20 protein-coding genes are annotated in these 14,254 nt (G+C 46.1%); 7 read left to right on the top strand and 13 right to left on the bottom strand.

Going from position 1 to position 14,254, the window contains the following annotated elements:
* Window positions 1–57 precede the first annotated feature (57 nt).
* Entirely contained in the window at window positions 58–555 is a 498-nt protein-coding gene (locus BC8716_RS16180; RefSeq protein WP_094427349.1) for an N-acetyltransferase, read from the top strand.
* 66 nt (window positions 556–621) lie between these two features.
* Here BC8716_RS16180 and BC8716_RS16175 read toward each other — a convergent pair whose 3' ends face one another.
* The 3 genes from BC8716_RS16175 to BC8716_RS16165 all read right to left on the bottom strand — a co-directional run bounded on the left by BC8716_RS16175 (window position 622) and on the right by BC8716_RS16165 (window position 2,227).
* The gene (locus BC8716_RS16175) at window positions 622–1,170 is read right to left on the bottom strand and encodes an RsfA family transcriptional regulator (protein ID WP_094427347.1); all 549 of its coding nucleotides are present in this window, start codon (window positions 1,168–1,170) and stop codon (window positions 622–624) included.
* Between the two features lie 330 nt (window positions 1,171–1,500).
* Window positions 1,501–1,674 (bottom strand): 50S ribosomal protein L32, encoded by a 174-nt coding sequence (gene rpmF / locus BC8716_RS16170; protein WP_011247214.1) that lies wholly within the window; start codon window positions 1,672–1,674, stop codon window positions 1,501–1,503.
* A 37-nt stretch (window positions 1,675–1,711) separates the two neighbouring features.
* A complete protein-coding gene (locus BC8716_RS16165) occupies window positions 1,712–2,227 on the bottom strand; it encodes a YceD family protein (RefSeq protein ID WP_094427345.1) in 516 nt (171 codons plus the stop codon).
* 183 nt (window positions 2,228–2,410) lie between these two features.
* Between BC8716_RS16165 and BC8716_RS16160 the strand changes: the two genes are divergently transcribed.
* Window positions 2,411–3,628, top strand: a complete 1,218-nt coding sequence (locus BC8716_RS16160; RefSeq protein WP_094427343.1) for a nucleotidyltransferase — start codon at window positions 2,411–2,413, stop codon at window positions 3,626–3,628.
* A gap of 5 nt (window positions 3,629–3,633) precedes the next feature.
* Here BC8716_RS16160 and BC8716_RS16155 read toward each other — a convergent pair whose 3' ends face one another.
* Together BC8716_RS16155 and BC8716_RS16150 are read right to left on the bottom strand one after the other, a co-directional pair.
* Window positions 3,634–4,686, bottom strand: a complete 1,053-nt coding sequence (locus tag BC8716_RS16155) for a SepM family pheromone-processing serine protease (protein WP_094427341.1) — start codon at window positions 4,684–4,686, stop codon at window positions 3,634–3,636.
* Between the two features lie 3 nt (window positions 4,687–4,689).
* Window positions 4,690–5,472 (bottom strand): patatin-like phospholipase family protein, encoded by a 783-nt coding sequence (locus tag BC8716_RS16150; protein ID WP_312009183.1) that lies wholly within the window; start codon window positions 5,470–5,472, stop codon window positions 4,690–4,692.
* Between the two features lie 122 nt (window positions 5,473–5,594).
* On the opposite strand from BC8716_RS16150, the gene ylbJ reads away from it, so the two are divergent.
* Entirely contained in the window at window positions 5,595–6,812 is a 1,218-nt protein-coding gene (gene ylbJ / locus BC8716_RS16145) for a sporulation integral membrane protein YlbJ (protein ID WP_094427337.1), read from the top strand.
* Here ylbJ and coaD read toward each other — a convergent pair.
* On the bottom strand, window positions 6,809–7,288 hold the full coding sequence (gene coaD, locus BC8716_RS16140) for a pantetheine-phosphate adenylyltransferase (RefSeq protein ID WP_094427335.1): 480 nt from the start codon (window positions 7,286–7,288) through the stop codon (window positions 6,809–6,811). The two genes, ylbJ and coaD, sit on opposite strands and share 4 nt — an antisense overlap.
* Before the next feature lie 4 nt (window positions 7,289–7,292).
* Window positions 7,293–7,844, bottom strand: coding sequence for a 16S rRNA (guanine(966)-N(2))-methyltransferase RsmD (gene rsmD / locus BC8716_RS16135; RefSeq protein ID WP_094427333.1), 552 nt, complete (start codon window positions 7,842–7,844; stop codon window positions 7,293–7,295).
* A gap of 548 nt (window positions 7,845–8,392) precedes the next feature.
* On the opposite strand from rsmD, the gene BC8716_RS16130 reads away from it, so the two are divergent.
* Window positions 8,393–8,770: a DUF7147 family protein gene (locus tag BC8716_RS16130; RefSeq protein ID WP_094427331.1), complete on the top strand. Its 378-nt coding sequence runs from the start codon at window positions 8,393–8,395 to the stop codon at window positions 8,768–8,770.
* 44 nt (window positions 8,771–8,814) lie between these two features.
* Here the strand turns inward: BC8716_RS16130 and BC8716_RS16125 are convergent, their stop codons facing one another.
* Both BC8716_RS16125 and BC8716_RS16120 read right to left on the bottom strand, forming a co-directional pair.
* Complete coding sequence (locus tag BC8716_RS16125; RefSeq protein WP_011247223.1) at window positions 8,815–9,093, bottom strand: YlbG family protein; 279 nt, start codon at window positions 9,091–9,093, stop codon at window positions 8,815–8,817.
* A gap of 92 nt (window positions 9,094–9,185) precedes the next feature.
* Window positions 9,186–9,626 carry a YlbF/YmcA family competence regulator gene (locus BC8716_RS16120; protein WP_094427329.1) on the bottom strand — a complete coding sequence of 147 codons (441 nt, stop codon included), beginning with the start codon at window positions 9,624–9,626 and terminating at the stop codon, window positions 9,186–9,188.
* A 154-nt stretch (window positions 9,627–9,780) separates the two neighbouring features.
* On the opposite strand from BC8716_RS16120, the gene BC8716_RS16115 reads away from it, so the two are divergent.
* A complete protein-coding gene (locus tag BC8716_RS16115) occupies window positions 9,781–10,551 on the top strand; it encodes an ATP-grasp domain-containing protein (RefSeq protein ID WP_094427327.1) in 771 nt (256 codons plus the stop codon).
* Here the strand turns inward: BC8716_RS16115 and BC8716_RS16110 are convergent.
* Both BC8716_RS16110 and BC8716_RS16105 read right to left on the bottom strand, forming a co-directional pair.
* Window positions 10,548–10,817, bottom strand: a complete 270-nt coding sequence (locus BC8716_RS16110) for a YlbE-like family protein (RefSeq protein ID WP_011247226.1) — start codon at window positions 10,815–10,817, stop codon at window positions 10,548–10,550. The genes BC8716_RS16115 and BC8716_RS16110 overlap by 4 nt on opposite strands.
* Window positions 10,818–10,829: 12 nt before the next feature.
* Window positions 10,830–11,252, bottom strand: a complete 423-nt coding sequence (locus tag BC8716_RS16105; protein WP_094427325.1) for a YlbD family protein — start codon at window positions 11,250–11,252, stop codon at window positions 10,830–10,832.
* 148 nt (window positions 11,253–11,400) lie between these two features.
* Here BC8716_RS16105 and BC8716_RS16100 point away from each other — a divergent pair, with 148 nt between their 5' ends.
* Window positions 11,401–11,883: a PaaI family thioesterase gene (locus BC8716_RS16100; protein ID WP_094427323.1), complete on the top strand. Its 483-nt coding sequence runs from the start codon at window positions 11,401–11,403 to the stop codon at window positions 11,881–11,883.
* A gap of 54 nt (window positions 11,884–11,937) precedes the next feature.
* On the opposite strand, the gene BC8716_RS16095 is transcribed toward BC8716_RS16100, so the two are convergent.
* On the bottom strand, window positions 11,938–13,083 hold the full coding sequence (locus BC8716_RS16095) for a CAP domain-containing protein (RefSeq protein ID WP_094427321.1): 1,146 nt from the start codon (window positions 13,081–13,083) through the stop codon (window positions 11,938–11,940).
* A gap of 195 nt (window positions 13,084–13,278) precedes the next feature.
* Between BC8716_RS16095 and BC8716_RS16090 the strand changes: the two genes are divergently transcribed.
* Complete coding sequence (locus BC8716_RS16090; RefSeq protein ID WP_094427319.1) at window positions 13,279–13,632, top strand: YugN family protein; 354 nt, start codon at window positions 13,279–13,281, stop codon at window positions 13,630–13,632.
* A 97-nt stretch (window positions 13,633–13,729) separates the two neighbouring features.
* Here the strand turns inward: BC8716_RS16090 and BC8716_RS16085 are convergent, their stop codons facing one another.
* Complete coding sequence (locus tag BC8716_RS16085; RefSeq protein WP_094427317.1) at window positions 13,730–14,218, bottom strand: TcaA NTF2-like domain-containing protein; 489 nt, start codon at window positions 14,216–14,218, stop codon at window positions 13,730–13,732.
* Window positions 14,219–14,254 lie beyond the last annotated feature (36 nt).

Here is a 14,254-nt window from a genome sequence, read left to right as displayed (position 1 = left end):
CATTTGTTTTCTAGTAAAATAGAAGAGGAAGAGTAAAGGTACTGGAGGAGGATGACTATGACCATTAAAGTTGAGCGCTTGCTCGTCAACTACAAGACATTAGAAGAGTTTCGCCATTTCAGAGAATATGGCGCTGCCGAGCTTTCCATGAAAGACGATTTAAAGAACAGTATGATTGAAAACGACAGCGAATCCCCTTTTTATGGCATTTATTACGGAAAAAAACTGGTTGCGCGAATGAGTTTATACAAAATTGACGGCAACTTCGACCGCTATTTTGACCCTCCGCAAGACTACTTGGAACTATGGAAACTGGAAGTGCTAGAGCCTTACCGTGGTCGAGGTTACGGAAGGGCACTCGTTGACTTTGCCAAAAGTTTCGGCCTGCCAGTTAAAACGAATGCGCGCCAAAGCACAGGGGAATTTTGGAACAAACTTGGTTTCGAACCTATCACTTACAATGAAGCACGGGATCGGGGCGAGAGCCCATACGTATGGTTTCCTCAAGGTGTGCAAGAACAAACAGCAAAGCCTGAGCAAGCAAGGGCGGAATAATCTAAAAAAACAAGCCGTGAACTTAAATAGCGGCTTGTTTTTTCGTTGACAAGTCGGCATCGTCCATTAGACATTGCCTTCTCCATCTGTGTTCGTCCATTTTCGCGCACGCTCCATAATTTCCAGCAGTGCACGGTAATCGTCTGCAATCACTTGTTTTTCTTTTTTTATTTTTTCTAACTCTTGTTTCAAACGCTCGTTTTCTTCTTGTAACTGTTTCGCTTCTGCTTGGCTATGTTGTTCCTCTTTAAGCCCTTGTAAAAACGCAATTACATCATCTAACTCTATGTTGTTGGATGTAGGCGCTGCTTTTTCTTCAGCTACTGTTTGCATAACGGCGTTGTCGCTAGTCGTTCCAACCTTTGCCTTTGTTTTTGCTTGCTCCCTTTTCTTCGCAGCCCTTTTTTTCTTGGCAAGCGCCACCTCGGCTTCGTACTTTTTGCGAATCGTTGAATTCCAACGAAATCCGCAAGCTGCACTTGTCCGTGATAATTTTTCTGCAGTTTCTTCAAATGCAGCAAGCTGAGTACTGCCTTCCCGAATATGGCGAAGCACCGTTTCGGCAAGGAGCAAATCATCTTCCTGCGCCCACGCATCTTGGCGGTTAGCTGTCATTGTTTGTCCTCCTCTTTTTTTCCTATACTAATGGGCTTAAAATACCCCAGTGAAAGCCGATGGACGCTCGCCACGCATTTTCCTCTATTTGGGATGGATCAGTACGGTTTTTAGCAAAGCTGCTTGTCTCCGACTCTAGGCAATCGAATCAAAATGGCAACGACCTAGCTAAACGGCTTGTTGTATAGCATGGCGATAGACGAAAAAATCGGTTCTTTTACTAAAATCTATGCTTTCCTCTGGTTAAATAGACGTTTTCTATTAAACCAGATTACCCTATTTTGCAGAATATTATTCAAAAAAAAGCAGAAAGCCTGGAGGCTCTCTGCTTTACTTAGATGCTACTTTTTCACCTTTGTATGTTCCACACGCTTTGCAGACGCGGTGAGAAAGTTTGTACTCTCCGCACTCTGGGCATTCCACCATACCTGGCACTTCTAATTTAAAATGTGTACGGCGTTTATTTTTCCTTGTTTTAGAAGTTCTTCTAAACGGTACTGCCATTATTAACACCTCCTTCAAGCATTCGGACGATACAGTACTACTCTTTATCAAAAAATTTTGCTAGATCAGCGAGCCGCGGGTCAATCCGCTCTTTTTTCTCCTTGTCTGTCACAAGCTCCCAACCATTTCCTGACGGGGGCGCCTGCACGTCTGAAGGATTGTCCGCAAAGACTTGAATCGGTATGTTCACAAAGATCCGCTCTTTCATAACTGGCAGCAAATCAATCTTTTCACCTGTATACGTGTACGTATCCTCTACTTCAAGCTCCGGCGGAGGCGATTCTCCTTCGGGCACAAAATGCGCTTCTTCCTTTAGCTCATATGGCCAAACGACGTCAGCTAATGTCCGTGAACAAGGAAGCGTCAGCTCTCCTTTTAAAGTAAATGAAAACGAGTATACATTGCGCTTTGCCGACACTGTCCCATTGATTTGAATGGGGCTCGCCGCTCGTACATCTTGATGTTCAGTAAGACCGTCTTCCACTTCGATCGTTTTCTCGAAATGAATGGGCTCATAGCGAGCCTGTTGCAACTGCTGAACATTCCATTCCATACTTTATTCACCTCATAAGGCAACAAGAATCATTATAAAACCAAGGCTTCATAATGTCAATCTTTTTTCTTTACAGCTACTGGCGTTTCCCTTAACGCTACCATAGGTTATAATTTACCCAAGTACGTCCCATTTTAGCATGTGGGACGACCATGCGCAAAATCAAGAGGAGGGCTTATTCGCGTGAGGGCACTTGGTTTAGTTGTAGAATACAATCCATTTCATAATGGCCATCTGCACCACTTGACACAAGCAAAGCAGCAAACGGGCGCAGACGTGGTCGTGGCTGTCATGAGTGGCACTTTTTTGCAACGGGGAGAACCAGCGCTTTTATCACGCTGGTATCGGGCAGAAATGGCATTGGCTGCTGGAGCAGACCTCGTTGTTGAACTCCCTTATGCTTATTCCGTACAGACGGCAGAGCGCTTCGCTGAAGGCGCAGTGACGATCTTAGCCGCACTCCGTTGTTCTGTACTAAACTTCGGCAGTGAGGAAGGGGACATTGCTCCTTTCTATGCGCTTACCGAGTTTATGAACGACCACCAAGCAGCGTTTGACCACCATGTGAGACAGTTTTTAAAAGATGGGGTTTCGTACCCAAAAGCAAGCGCACAGGCCTTTTCGATGCTGCTTGGACACGAAAAATTGCTGCCATTAGATCAGCCGAACAATATTCTTGGTTACCATTACGTGAAAGCGATCCAACGCCTTGGAATCAGCATGGAAGCAACGACAACATTGCGTATTCAAGCCGGCTACCATGACGAACAGCTTGCCGGGCCAATTGCAAGCGCAACGGCAATCCGCAAATCGTTATTGTCTGGCGCAAACATTGACGCAGCCGTACCTGCGCACACAGCGCGCCTCATTCAAACGTATAAGCGCCGTTACCAGTTGCTGCATACGTGGGAACAGTATTTCCCCTTTCTCCAGCACAAGGTGCTGACGACGCCACTTGCTGAATTAGCAAAAACGGCTGAATGCAGCGAAGGGCTTGAGCACCGCTTAAGAGATTCACTATTTAGTGCCTCTTCCTTCCAAGGCTGGCTATCAGCTGCGAAAACGAAACGTTATACGCAAACGAGGCTCCAACGATTGTTTGCCCATTTGTTAACGGGCACAACCGCAGAAGAAAATGCGGCTATCCAGCAAAGCGGCCCCGCTTACATTCGCCTTCTCGGTATGAGCGAAACAGGCAAAACATACATAAGAGAAAACAAAAAAACCTTTTCCTTGCCCATCGTTACAAGACAAGGGGAACTGCGCCGCTACGGACAAGCAGGGGAGCAAGAGCTCCGTATTAGCCAATGTTATTGGCTGCCATTGCCACCACAGGCGCTAAAACAGGAAATCACACGAGAATTCCAACAAAAGCCCATTAATTGGGAAAAGCGCAGCTAAGATACTTAAGATGCTGCGCTTTCTTTTGGAGGAAGCCCTTTAAGGAAGCTTAGCGCTTCTTCCAATGTATCAATCGGAATAATTTCCATATCGCTGCCAATCGCTTCAGCGGCTGCTTTCGCTTCTTTATAATTGGAGTGGTGCGCCCCATTTTCATTAGGGGCAAGGAAATAATCGGCGCCTTCCCGATCAGCGGCAACCACCTTTTGCTTGGCTCCGCCAATTGGCCCAACATTCCCATCATCGTCAATCGTTCCAGTTCCTGCAATTTGGTATCCTTTTGTTAAGTCAATTTCAAGAAGCTGGCTATAAATTTCAAGGGCAAACATCAATCCCGCTGATGGCCCGCCAATGGAGCCTGCTGAAATTTCGACAGCCGGATCAAACCTAGCTGACCGTTTCGTTACTGGTCCGACAATACCGATGCCTACTTGCCCGTCTTCAACGCTTTGGTCTACAGGAAAAGTCGAAAAAGTAAACTCATCTGTGCGGATAGCCGTACCCCGCTCATACGTTAGTTCTACCGTTTCCCCTTCCTTGTAATCGGAAATGTGGTCAAATAGCTCTTCGACTGTTTCGATCGTTTCGCCATTCACTGCGGTAATTAAATCGCCCGCTTCCAGCACACCGTCTGCCGACATACCAGGGACCACTCCTGTGACGAAAACACCATTGTAATCAATCTCCACTTCGCCTTTACCAGCCGCTCGATATGCCGCTATTTTCGCGCTCTCCTGCGAATTGTTCATCAGCATAATTTGCCGCTCATCATATTCTTCATCAGAAATGTTCTTAGGAGCCGGAGAAAGTGAACGGAATTGACTAAACAGCGACCAAACGGCTAGCAACGGTGTCGCCCTTGCACTTCTGATCGTCGTCAGCATGAAGGCACCAGTGTCGTCTTTATAGCCTTCCTCTACGTCGATCATCCCCTCCAACGTTTGGGCAATCCCAGGTTGACTGTAATAATAAGGAAGCTCCAGCCGTCCAAGAACAACGATAATAATAAATAATAGCACCCAACGCTTCCAAGCAAACGTACGTCGCGTCCCTTCCATCTCCTACCTCCATTGGTCAATCAACTTCAAAATCCCCGGGAGTTGTTGTCTGCATGCATCTGCCCCTTGTTTAATGAGCTGGTCTGTCTCTGAAAAATCTAGCGGAGACGAGTGTTTCAAAATCGGCCGCAACAGAATGTCACCAGCATGTTCCTGTTTCCGTGCTAACTCCCTGCCCATTACATCCATCGTTTGCATGAGAATTTCATAGATTGAGGGCGATGTAAGGGTTGTTCGAAAAAAGGAAACATCAACAGCAATGACAATATCCGCCCCCATTTGGCGGACAACAGATACAGGCACTCGTTCTACAACCCCGCCATCTACTAAAAGCTGCCCGTCCCGTTGCACAGGAACAAAAATGCCTGGAATCGACAAGCTTGCTCGAACCGCCTTGGCGACGTCTCCCTTTGACATCACCACTTTTTGGCCACTTAAAAGATCAGTTGCTACCACTTGAACTGGCGGAAAAAGCGACTCCAGCTTTTGTCTTTTAGCTAGTAAACGAATGAGGCTTTCAATCTTTTGTCCAGCAATAAGCCCTTGTTTTGAGACTGTAAAATCCAAGTAATATTTTCGTTTGAAATGTTTCGCAAAAACTTCCATCGTTTCAACCGAATGGCCTACGCCATACATAGTCGCCACCAATGCACCCATGCTGCTACCAGCTAAATAGTCAATGTGAACCCCCGCTTCTGTAAGCGTCTTTAACACACCAATGTGGGCAAAGCCTCTAGCCCCGCCAGACCCAAGGGCCAGTCCAATCGTTGGCTTTTTGGCGCCCATAGGCATTTCCTCCTTATTGTACTCGTTCGCTTAACGTGTTTCAATCTTATGGTCTAAACCAAGCCGTTATGCGTATATTTAAGAGGACAGGCATCGGCTATGAAAAAGGAGGACGCCCATTCATGAAAGAAGCCCACTTTGCATCGCTCGTAAAAACTGGTTTCCTTGCGGGTGCCGCACTTGTGCTTGCATTTGCGCTCATGCTGTTTCCTAAAGAGGCACTGGACGCGTCAACTCGCGGCCTTGAGATGTGGTGGCATGTCGTCTTTCCGTCGCTTTTGCCTTTCTTTATCGTTTCCGAATTACTGATCGGCTTTGGAGTCGTTTCGTTTATAGGCGTACTATTGGAACCGCTTATGCGCCCGCTCTTCTCTGTCCCGGGCATTGGCGGCTTTGTTTGGGCAATGGGGCTAGCCAGCGGCAATCCTGCAGGGGCTAAACTAGCTGTCCGCATGCGCCAACAGGAAAAAGTCACGCGAATAGAAGGCGAACGACTAGCCGCTTTTACGAATTCGTCCAATCCTTTGTTTATCTTTGGGGCAATTGCAGTCGGTTTTTTCCACGACGCTGCACTAGGAATGGTTTTAGCAATTGCCCACTATGGCGGCAACGTGTTAGTCGGGCTTTCCATGCGTTTTTATGGGGTTTCTGGAACGGACGAGAATAGCCGCAGCAAAAAGGGGCTACAGCTGAAGGACGCTTTCTTGCTTTTGCATGAAGAACGCTTAAAAGACGGGCGCACGCTCGGGAAGTTGCTCGGCGATGCCGTTCGTTCATCGATCCAAACGCTGCTGTTGATTGGCGGTTTTATTATTTTGTTTTCCGTATTAAACGAGATGCTGTCACTACTAGGCGTTCTTAGCCTTGTAGCATTCGCAGTCCAACAGCTCTTTTCCCTTGTTGCGCTTCCACCTGAACTAGCTAAGCCTTTTTTAGCTGGTCTGTTTGAAATCACAATTGGGGCTGAACAAATAAGCAGCACAGACGGCGTATCTATATGGTTTCAGCTTATTGTTGTTTCTTTCATCCTTGGGTTCGGCGGCTTTTCGGTGCAAGCCCAAGTGGCCAGCATCTTGACTGAGTCAGACCTTCGCTTCCGCCCATTTTTTTTCGCCCGCTTTCTGCACGGCGTGTTTGCTGCTTTGCTAGCCGCACTCCTGTTTAAACCACTCTATAAGCCGAATGCCCACGAAACAGGAAGCTTTGGCGCCAACGCCCCTGCTTTGTTTGGCGAACGTATTTGGGAATGGCTCGCTGCTTACGGTGGCATAATCACCCTATGTGCGTTGTTGTATTTTATTTTCGCCAACGCCCGCGTTTTGTTACGGGAAACCGACTAGCGCCGGTATACTTCCTTAAGAGCATGAGCAACAGGCTGTGGCACGAGCTTTGACACATCTTGGGAGTAGCTCGCCACCTCTTTAACAATGCTGGAACTGACATAAGAATAATTCGGATCTGTCATCAAAAAAAGGGTGTCCAACTGTGGCGCCAGTTCTTTGTTCATGGCGGCAATATTTTTTTCATATTCAAAATCAGCATTTGAGCGGAGGCCTCGTACAATGGCCGTTGCTTCCTTTTCTCTCGCATAATCGACAAGCAGGCCATCAAACGAGTCAATGGTCGCATTTTTTATATGGGCAATCGATTCCCGTAACAGCCGCTCCCGTTCTGCCAATGGAAAGAGCGGCTTTTTTTTGTTGTTGATTAAAATGGCAATAATGATTTCGTCAAACAGAGCACCAGCCCGTTCAAATAAATCAATATGGCCATTCGTGACAGGATCAAAGCTCCCTGAACAAATTGCTCTTTTCATCTAATCAACCCTTCTTGTAAACCGTTAGTTTCGTATCGCCATAGCATTCTTCCCGCTCTTTTACTAAAGGCCCTGCTATGTCTGGCAACTGTATATGTAGTGCTGTTTCACAAACTGTTACGCCAGCTGGTGCAAGCACATGGTAGTCGTCAATCAAGCCAAAAATCGTCGCAATTTGTTGTTTGGCATACGGGGGGTCTAACAAAATCAGTTCAAAGGAGACGTCTCGTTTACCGACTGCTTTTAAAGCGCGCAAGCTATCGTTCCGATATACTTCTGCTTTATCTGTATAGCCAGTATGGCTTAAATTGGCGTGAATCGTTGCAACTGCATGCTTGTTTTGGTCAACAAAAATGCATGATTCCATCCCCCTGCTCAGCGCCTCGATCCCTAAAGCGCCGCTACCTGCATAAAGATCTAACGCCTTCCCTCCATCAAAATAAGGGCCAATGATATTGAACATCGCTTCTTTTACTTTATCTGTTGTTGGCCGTGTTGTTTTTCCAGGAACAGCTTTTAACTGTAAGCCCCGTGCTTCACCGGCAATAACCCTCATTTCCATCACCTAATCATCTGTTTTTCTTCTATCGTACCATATATGAACCGCTCCTACTTGCAACACGCATACAGTCCAAGCTGTTTTGCCGGATCAGACACGTTTAGGGCAGAAACATGCTACAGACGAAGAGCTAGCCCAGTACTAAATCATTTGCATCCCTTTCATTTACACAGCTACGTTGTATCTAGTTAACATTGATGATAGCAAATTGCCACAAACAGGAGCAATAAGACTTCCAGGCTCGCCTAGCCGGATCATTCGTCCCTCCATTAGAGAAAAGGGATTTGTTTCAAAAAGCTGTTAAAAGATGTGTATAAAGCGACGATTCCATGACCATACTGGATGTTAGCAGCACAGTACGTGTTGCGACAACCGCGGAGAAGGCTTACGTTTCCCCATAAGCTCTTCCTCCGGTTTCTCCTCTCCCATAGCCATGTGAAAATCATGGCAAGGCGCTCTTCTTCATGAAGGGCGCCTATTTTTTGCTCGACAACGGCTCGCTCCCATGCTATTCTGCACTCAAACGTAGTTGGAGGAAATGCACGATGATTCAACGATTTATCGAACTAGGAAATGGCTATACTGATTTCTTTGAACTGCTAGAACTGGCGAAAAGCAATGCCAAGCGCGCCCATGCTTTTTTAGAGTTGCAAACAGAAGAAGGGCGTTCCTCCTTGGCCGTATGCTTTAAGCCAGCCGGAGACAGCCAATTTATGCCGATTTACATATGCAGGGAAGGGTTTCAGGCAAACAACCGCCAAAACAAGCGACTAGCTGCCTTCTATGCACTCGCTTCCGAACTTGGCTTTACCGTTTTCAAACTGGAAGTGAAGCCAAAAAGCGCCTTTTACGATATCGAATTATACGACCAATACCTTGTTGGCGCACTCCGCTTCCAGCGAATTTTGCCGCCGTTAAGTTAAGGAATTGACATGAAAAAACCTGGAAGGATCAACCGCCTTCCAGGCTATATGCCTAATTTGTAATCGTATTCTTTGGCTTTATCTGGTTTCGCCCCTTCATACTCCGTATTGATAAACGGGCGCATGGATGGTTTAACGTCCGTAACAAAATGAAAGCTGGAGAGCTTGTCAACCAACTCAGGCACTTTTGACTGGTCGCAATAAAAAACGACGTATTTCATTTTCTTTGAGACGTACTGGACATGTCCAAACCGTCTTAGCTGGCGGGCATATTTAAGCGACGTAAGCCAGACAACAATCCCTTGCCGATTTGGGCTAATCATCTTCCAATCCCCTTTTGATCAAATCAATTTGCGTTGCTCTCATTTTTCTCATCCTACATTGATTTTATCCACGTTTCAAGACCTAAATCTGCCTAGCCGCAGCTGCAGCTCCCTCCCGAGCCACAGCCGCCGCTGCAAGGCATTGAGTCAAAAAACGGGTTACCTGTAGGTACTTTTATAGAAGAAGAAACGCTATGGGCGATGATGGCGCTGAGTTCGTTTAAAAGCGACTCAAGTTCTGTTTCAGCTTGCTTAAAAGCGGAAATGACCTCATCTTTATCCAACTCGCGCTTTGCGATCCGAATTTCCGCGGATACCGACTTATAATCGGGATGATATTTGCCAAACCGCTGCACTTCCTCATGGGCTTGCTTTACTTTTTTAAATCGTTCTACCTTTGCTTGTGCAGCATGGTTTTCTTCAAAACGGGCACGGGATAAGCGATAGTTAGCAAACACGCTTGATTGCAGCACCATTGCTGCCAGCTCATCTGACGCTTGAAGCATGTCCATCGCATCAATTGTAGCAATCATGGCGCACACCTCCTCTTCTATTGTAGCACGATTATTTCTTTTTAGGGTAATCATTTATACGTTGACAAGCCACCTAAAACCTCTCTATAATTCATTCGACAATTGCTTGTCCCTTTTGTTGCCAACACCTAACTTTCCTTGAGGAGGAAACACCTTGAATCTTGTTACATTTAACCCATTCCGGACAATCGGCATACCAGGCATCGATTACATAAAGCCTGAAGCGATGTTTCAGGAACGGCAAAAAATTGCCAACGCCGATCTATGCCTTTTCCCTGAAAATTGGCAAGTAACGAGCCTCGTCTATGGCTTTAAAAAACGGATTTTCCCAAGCATTGAAAGCATTCAGCTTGGCTACAGCAAAATTGAAATGACACGTGCTTTATGGGCTGTTTGTCCAGACAATGTCCCAAACACGATGATTGTTGGCTCGAGTAACGCCATGGTTCAAAAAATCATTGACTCTTTTTCCTTTCCTTTTATCGCCAAAACGGTGCGTTCATCGATGGGACAAGGCGTGTTCTTTATTGAAAATGAACAACAACTCCGCGCTTACGCTGATAGCCACGAAGTCCTTTACATCCAAGAATACATTGAAAGCGACCGTGATTTGCGCTTATGTGTGATTGGAGATCGCGTCGTCAACAGCTATTGGCGAATGAATGAGTCAGGGTTTCGCAACAATATCGCCCAAGGAGGCGCGATTTCCTTTGAAGCCATTCCCCCAGAAGCGGTCGCTCTCGTTGAACAAGTAGCCACTGCATTAAACATCAACCACGCTGGCTTTGATGTCCTCGTTGCTAAAAATCGTTTTTATATCCTTGAATTCAATGTGCTCTTCGGCAACCAAGGCTTCCATGAGCAACGTTTGCGCCCAGAATCATTCATTTATGAGGCCATCAAAAAATCCGCAACGGACATTTAATTGTTCGTTACGGATTGGACTGTTTCCGCTACTGTGTTTTGCCCCATTTTCAACATTTCCATCAACATCATGACCATGCTGACATTGTTTTGCATTTTTTCAACCCGTTGCGGCCATGTTTTTCCATAAAAATAATTTGCTTCTCTTTCCATTGCCGCAAGCTGGTCAGGCTGTCGCCCAAGTCGCCGGTACCATTCAGGGTGATAGCGGATAAATGCCTTTAATTCCGGCTGTTCAAAAATTTTACGTTGTACTTCTTCTCTCATTTGCTGGCCCCCTTAATCTCTCCTAAAAGAAAAAGGCGATTCACTTTCCCTTTGCCGCACTGGTTCTGACGGCTTTTGGAATGTTTGTATCAAGCCTTGGACATTGGTAAGCATTGTACTAAAATGGTTTAAGTGTGATTGCAAATCTTGGATATTCATTTTTTTAACCATGCCCATCAATTGATTGATGAATTCTGTACCCGTACTAGAAGATTCGTCGGCTGTTTCTTCTTTTTCATTAGCAGCAGACGAAGTGGCATCTTTATTTTTATACGGAGCCCAGTGTTCATGTGAACTGCCAAGGACCGTCCATTCTTCATAGGTATGCTGGAGTGTTTTGTTCCCTTCTTTTATTTCTTTTACGAGCCTGGGATGTTCCCGGACAAACGCTTTAAATTCCTCGACTGAAGGATGCAGATTCGCCTTGTCTTCCATCTGTACCATCCTCTCTTAAATAGATTATGTATAGTAGTATATCCGCCCATCGAGTCCAACGTTCATCTTTTTTTGCGCAAGCGCTTTAATGTTTGGTACACTACTAGAGTATGTAAACCAACTAGATATGTGAAAAAAGGTGAATGACATGGATGTTAAAGAAAAATTAAACCACTATATCGAACATGCAACAGAAGAAGAGCTGTCTGTCCTTGAGCAAATCGCAGACGGGCTGCTCGCCAAACAACAAAATGAACAACTTACCTATTTGGCCGGGATAACAAAAGCAGAAATAAGCCAACACGACAATGAAACATTTGAAATGCGGATGCCGCTAGGCCCCCTTGTACATAATCCCCTTCAAATCGTCCACGGCGGCATGACTGCTACCCTCCTTGATTCTACTCTTGGCGGCGCTGCTATGAACAGCCTCCCGCCCCATTTAACGGCTGTTACTTCCCAGCTCAATATCCATTACCTTCGCCCTGGAAAAGGCTCATTTATGCGATGCATAGCCAAAATCGTCCATAAAGGCAAACAGCTCATTGTTTTAGAAGGGGAAGCGTTTGATGACCAAGAACGTTTGCTTGCCAAAGCAACAGCTACGTTTTTTGTCATCCCTCGCCGCTAGTCCGCATAAAAAGCCAGTAGGCGCATTTGTGCACCTACTGGCTTGTTGCTATCGCTACGATTGGGGCTTTAGAAAATTTTGCGTATAATAATCTTCGTACACGCCAACACCTAAGAACGTAAACTCCTCATGAAGCAAATTGACGCGGTGCCCTTCACTGTTTAACCAACCTTCTGTTGCTGCAATGCCATCCACGTATTTCAAGGCAATGTTCTCTCCTGCCATCGCAAATGGCACTTCTCCCGCATTAAAACGGTCGGCCAAGTTTCCTTTAACTGGCGAGACATGGTCAAAATATTGTTCATCGTGCATGTCTTTGCTGTGCAAATAAGCAACATCCGCTACCTCTTCGGACCACTCAAATGAAGGCAAGCCATGATAAGCACGTATGTGGTTAGTCCGTTCAAAGATTTGCTGTTCATTGGCAGCTTCCACTCGCTTCATTTGTTCTTCCGCCAGTTCTGGCCTCTCTGGAAGCGTACCTGTATAGCTTAATGAGTACGGTTTTTGTTTGAGGAGCACCTCGTCCGTCATTAAACGGATGCTTGACACTTCGTCGGTATGGATATCCATATAAACTTGCAGCCAGTAATCGTCAACTGGTGCGAGCGGCCGCATCTTGTAATCTTCCCCTGTTAAACGGAACGTAAACTGGCCGTCATCTGTTTCGACAGGTACGTTTTCTTCAAAGGAGTAGGTTTTCTCTAATTCAGAAAAACTGGCGCGCTCATTTCCTAAGAATCCTGCAGCAGCGGAGCCACTAGCGACTATAGACACCACTTCGCCATGTTCGACGCAGACGACTAAATAACCATCATCCACATTTGTATAGACCCATGACTCATAACCAAAGGCAGAAGGGTCTTTTCGCACTGGGTCACCGTATGTGGCAACCACATCTTTTTCCTGCTTTCCCATTAAAGCAGAGACATTAACGAGCGAAGCTGAGGCTTGCTCCGTTTTTGCGTCTGATTCGCCTGTATCCTCATCCGTTTCCTCATCCACGTCATCTAACTCTTCTTCAGTGTCAAAGCGGCTTGTTGGGGCAATGTCTTTGCCGCCATTGCCAGCTTCTCTTTTTTCAGCTGCCATTTGACCGATTGAAGCATCCGGCGCAGGCGCCATTTGGTTTTGTTGTTCATAAACAAGCACTGCCAATATGGCGAGTAGAACCATTAGGAGTGCTGAGCGTTTAAGCATCTTCTCACATCCCTTCCGTGCCTTTAGCTATAAAATTGGCAACTGCTGCCGATATTCCTTTCTCTAGTCTTAGGGAATGGTGTCTTTTTCTGTCTCACATCCAGTCTAGGAAAATTGCGTTTCCCGTTGCATAAGAAAGCGTTTCATACTATCATTAGGAATGAGAAACAGCTGTCGAATGAAGGGGGAAAACCTGTGAAATTTCCGGATACAGGACTTGAAGAAAAAGAAGTAGCATTTTCGATCGTGCAACACGCAGCCAAATCGCTCGGCTTTATTCATGTTGACCAGTGGGACTACGAACGGGTTATGTTCGACTACAAGATCGTCCACCACGAAGGCACGTTTTATTTGCGTGTCCCTGCCTATGCTGTGAAAGGAGAAATTCCACGGCCTTCCACGATTGTGCAAATCATGACGCCGATTCTTGGTAAGTATTACTACCCTCACGGCGTCGAATACGAAGGGGAGACTTTCCCGCAAGCAGTCATTGACAAATGCAATAACAAGTTGGCTCTTCTCGCAAAAACGATTAAAGCTGAGTGGTAAGGAGCGAGCCGTTTCATCTTTACAAAAAAGGACGAGATGCTACAGGAGTAGGATCTCGCCTTATTTTTTTGCCAAAATAACTTTAGAGACCGAGGAATCAATCGCTTTCATTCGTCCTGTCGATAATCGTATACAGCCGCAATGACTGGTCAGCTCCCTCCACAACCCAATAACGGACGTTTCTGGTAATGTCATCGACTTGGTCGTCTGTCATAATGTGGACTTGCTCAATGACATCTGCAAAATAGTCGCCTTCCTTATCATCTTCGTATACGTTTTCTACTTCAAATGAAACAAGCTCTTTCGTTGAGCCATTTTTTTGCAGCTCTTCTCCGTAGCGTTGTAACGCATGGAAAAAGGATGTATTAGGAAGCAAATAGTCTGCTTCCAATTGAGCCAATTCGTGGTCATTTACCGCTGCCACCATATCTTGTTTGTAGCTTGTCACAAACGCTGAAACACGCTCAGCAGTCTCGTCTGGAACGGCATGGAGCGCTCCCGGCTTCGGTTCACTGCATCCGCCGAGTAAAGCTGCTGCCAATAGCGCGACGGCAACTTGCCTTTTCCACATAGATGTCACTGCCATTCCTTCTCGTCCCTTCTGTTCGCTGATGCCGCACCT

Source organism: Shouchella clausii, assembly GCF_002250115.1.
Taxonomy (GTDB): domain Bacteria; phylum Bacillota; class Bacilli; order Bacillales; family Bacillaceae_D; genus Shouchella; species Shouchella clausii.
The sequence above is the reverse complement of the archived record's forward strand: the minus strand, read 5'-3'. Positions and strand labels throughout refer to the sequence as shown.

Excerpts from the sequence above, each read along its gene's own strand:
- BC8716_RS16180 (WP_094427349.1), top strand. The coding sequence starts at position 58 with ATGACCATTAAAGTTGAGCGCTTGCTCGTCAACTACAAGACATTAGAA.
- BC8716_RS16175 (WP_094427347.1), bottom strand. The coding sequence starts at position 1,170 with ATGACAGCTAACCGCCAAGATGCGTGGGCGCAGGAAGATGATTTGCTC.
- rpmF (WP_011247214.1), bottom strand. The coding sequence starts at position 1,674 with ATGGCAGTACCGTTTAGAAGAACTTCTAAAACAAGGAAAAATAAACGC.
- BC8716_RS16165 (WP_094427345.1), bottom strand. The coding sequence starts at position 2,227 with ATGGAATGGAATGTTCAGCAGTTGCAACAGGCTCGCTATGAGCCCATT.
- BC8716_RS16155 (WP_094427341.1), bottom strand. The coding sequence starts at position 4,686 with ATGGAAGGGACGCGACGTACGTTTGCTTGGAAGCGTTGGGTGCTATTA.
- BC8716_RS16150 (WP_312009183.1), bottom strand. The coding sequence starts at position 5,472 with ATGGGCGCCAAAAAGCCAACGATTGGACTGGCCCTTGGGTCTGGCGGG.
- ylbJ (WP_094427337.1), top strand. The coding sequence starts at position 5,595 with ATGAAAGAAGCCCACTTTGCATCGCTCGTAAAAACTGGTTTCCTTGCG.
- coaD (WP_094427335.1), bottom strand. The coding sequence starts at position 7,288 with ATGAAAAGAGCAATTTGTTCAGGGAGCTTTGATCCTGTCACGAATGGC.
- rsmD (WP_094427333.1), bottom strand. The coding sequence starts at position 7,844 with ATGAGGGTTATTGCCGGTGAAGCACGGGGCTTACAGTTAAAAGCTGTT.
- BC8716_RS16130 (WP_094427331.1), top strand. The coding sequence starts at position 8,393 with ATGATTCAACGATTTATCGAACTAGGAAATGGCTATACTGATTTCTTT.
- BC8716_RS16125 (WP_011247223.1), bottom strand. The coding sequence starts at position 9,093 with ATGATTAGCCCAAATCGGCAAGGGATTGTTGTCTGGCTTACGTCGCTT.
- BC8716_RS16120 (WP_094427329.1), bottom strand. The coding sequence starts at position 9,626 with ATGATTGCTACAATTGATGCGATGGACATGCTTCAAGCGTCAGATGAG.
- BC8716_RS16110 (WP_011247226.1), bottom strand. The coding sequence starts at position 10,817 with ATGAGAGAAGAAGTACAACGTAAAATTTTTGAACAGCCGGAATTAAAG.
- BC8716_RS16105 (WP_094427325.1), bottom strand. The coding sequence starts at position 11,252 with ATGGAAGACAAGGCGAATCTGCATCCTTCAGTCGAGGAATTTAAAGCG.
- BC8716_RS16100 (WP_094427323.1), top strand. The coding sequence starts at position 11,401 with ATGGATGTTAAAGAAAAATTAAACCACTATATCGAACATGCAACAGAA.
- BC8716_RS16095 (WP_094427321.1), bottom strand. The coding sequence starts at position 13,083 with ATGCTTAAACGCTCAGCACTCCTAATGGTTCTACTCGCCATATTGGCA.
- BC8716_RS16085 (WP_094427317.1), bottom strand. The coding sequence starts at position 14,218 with ATGGCAGTGACATCTATGTGGAAAAGGCAAGTTGCCGTCGCGCTATTG.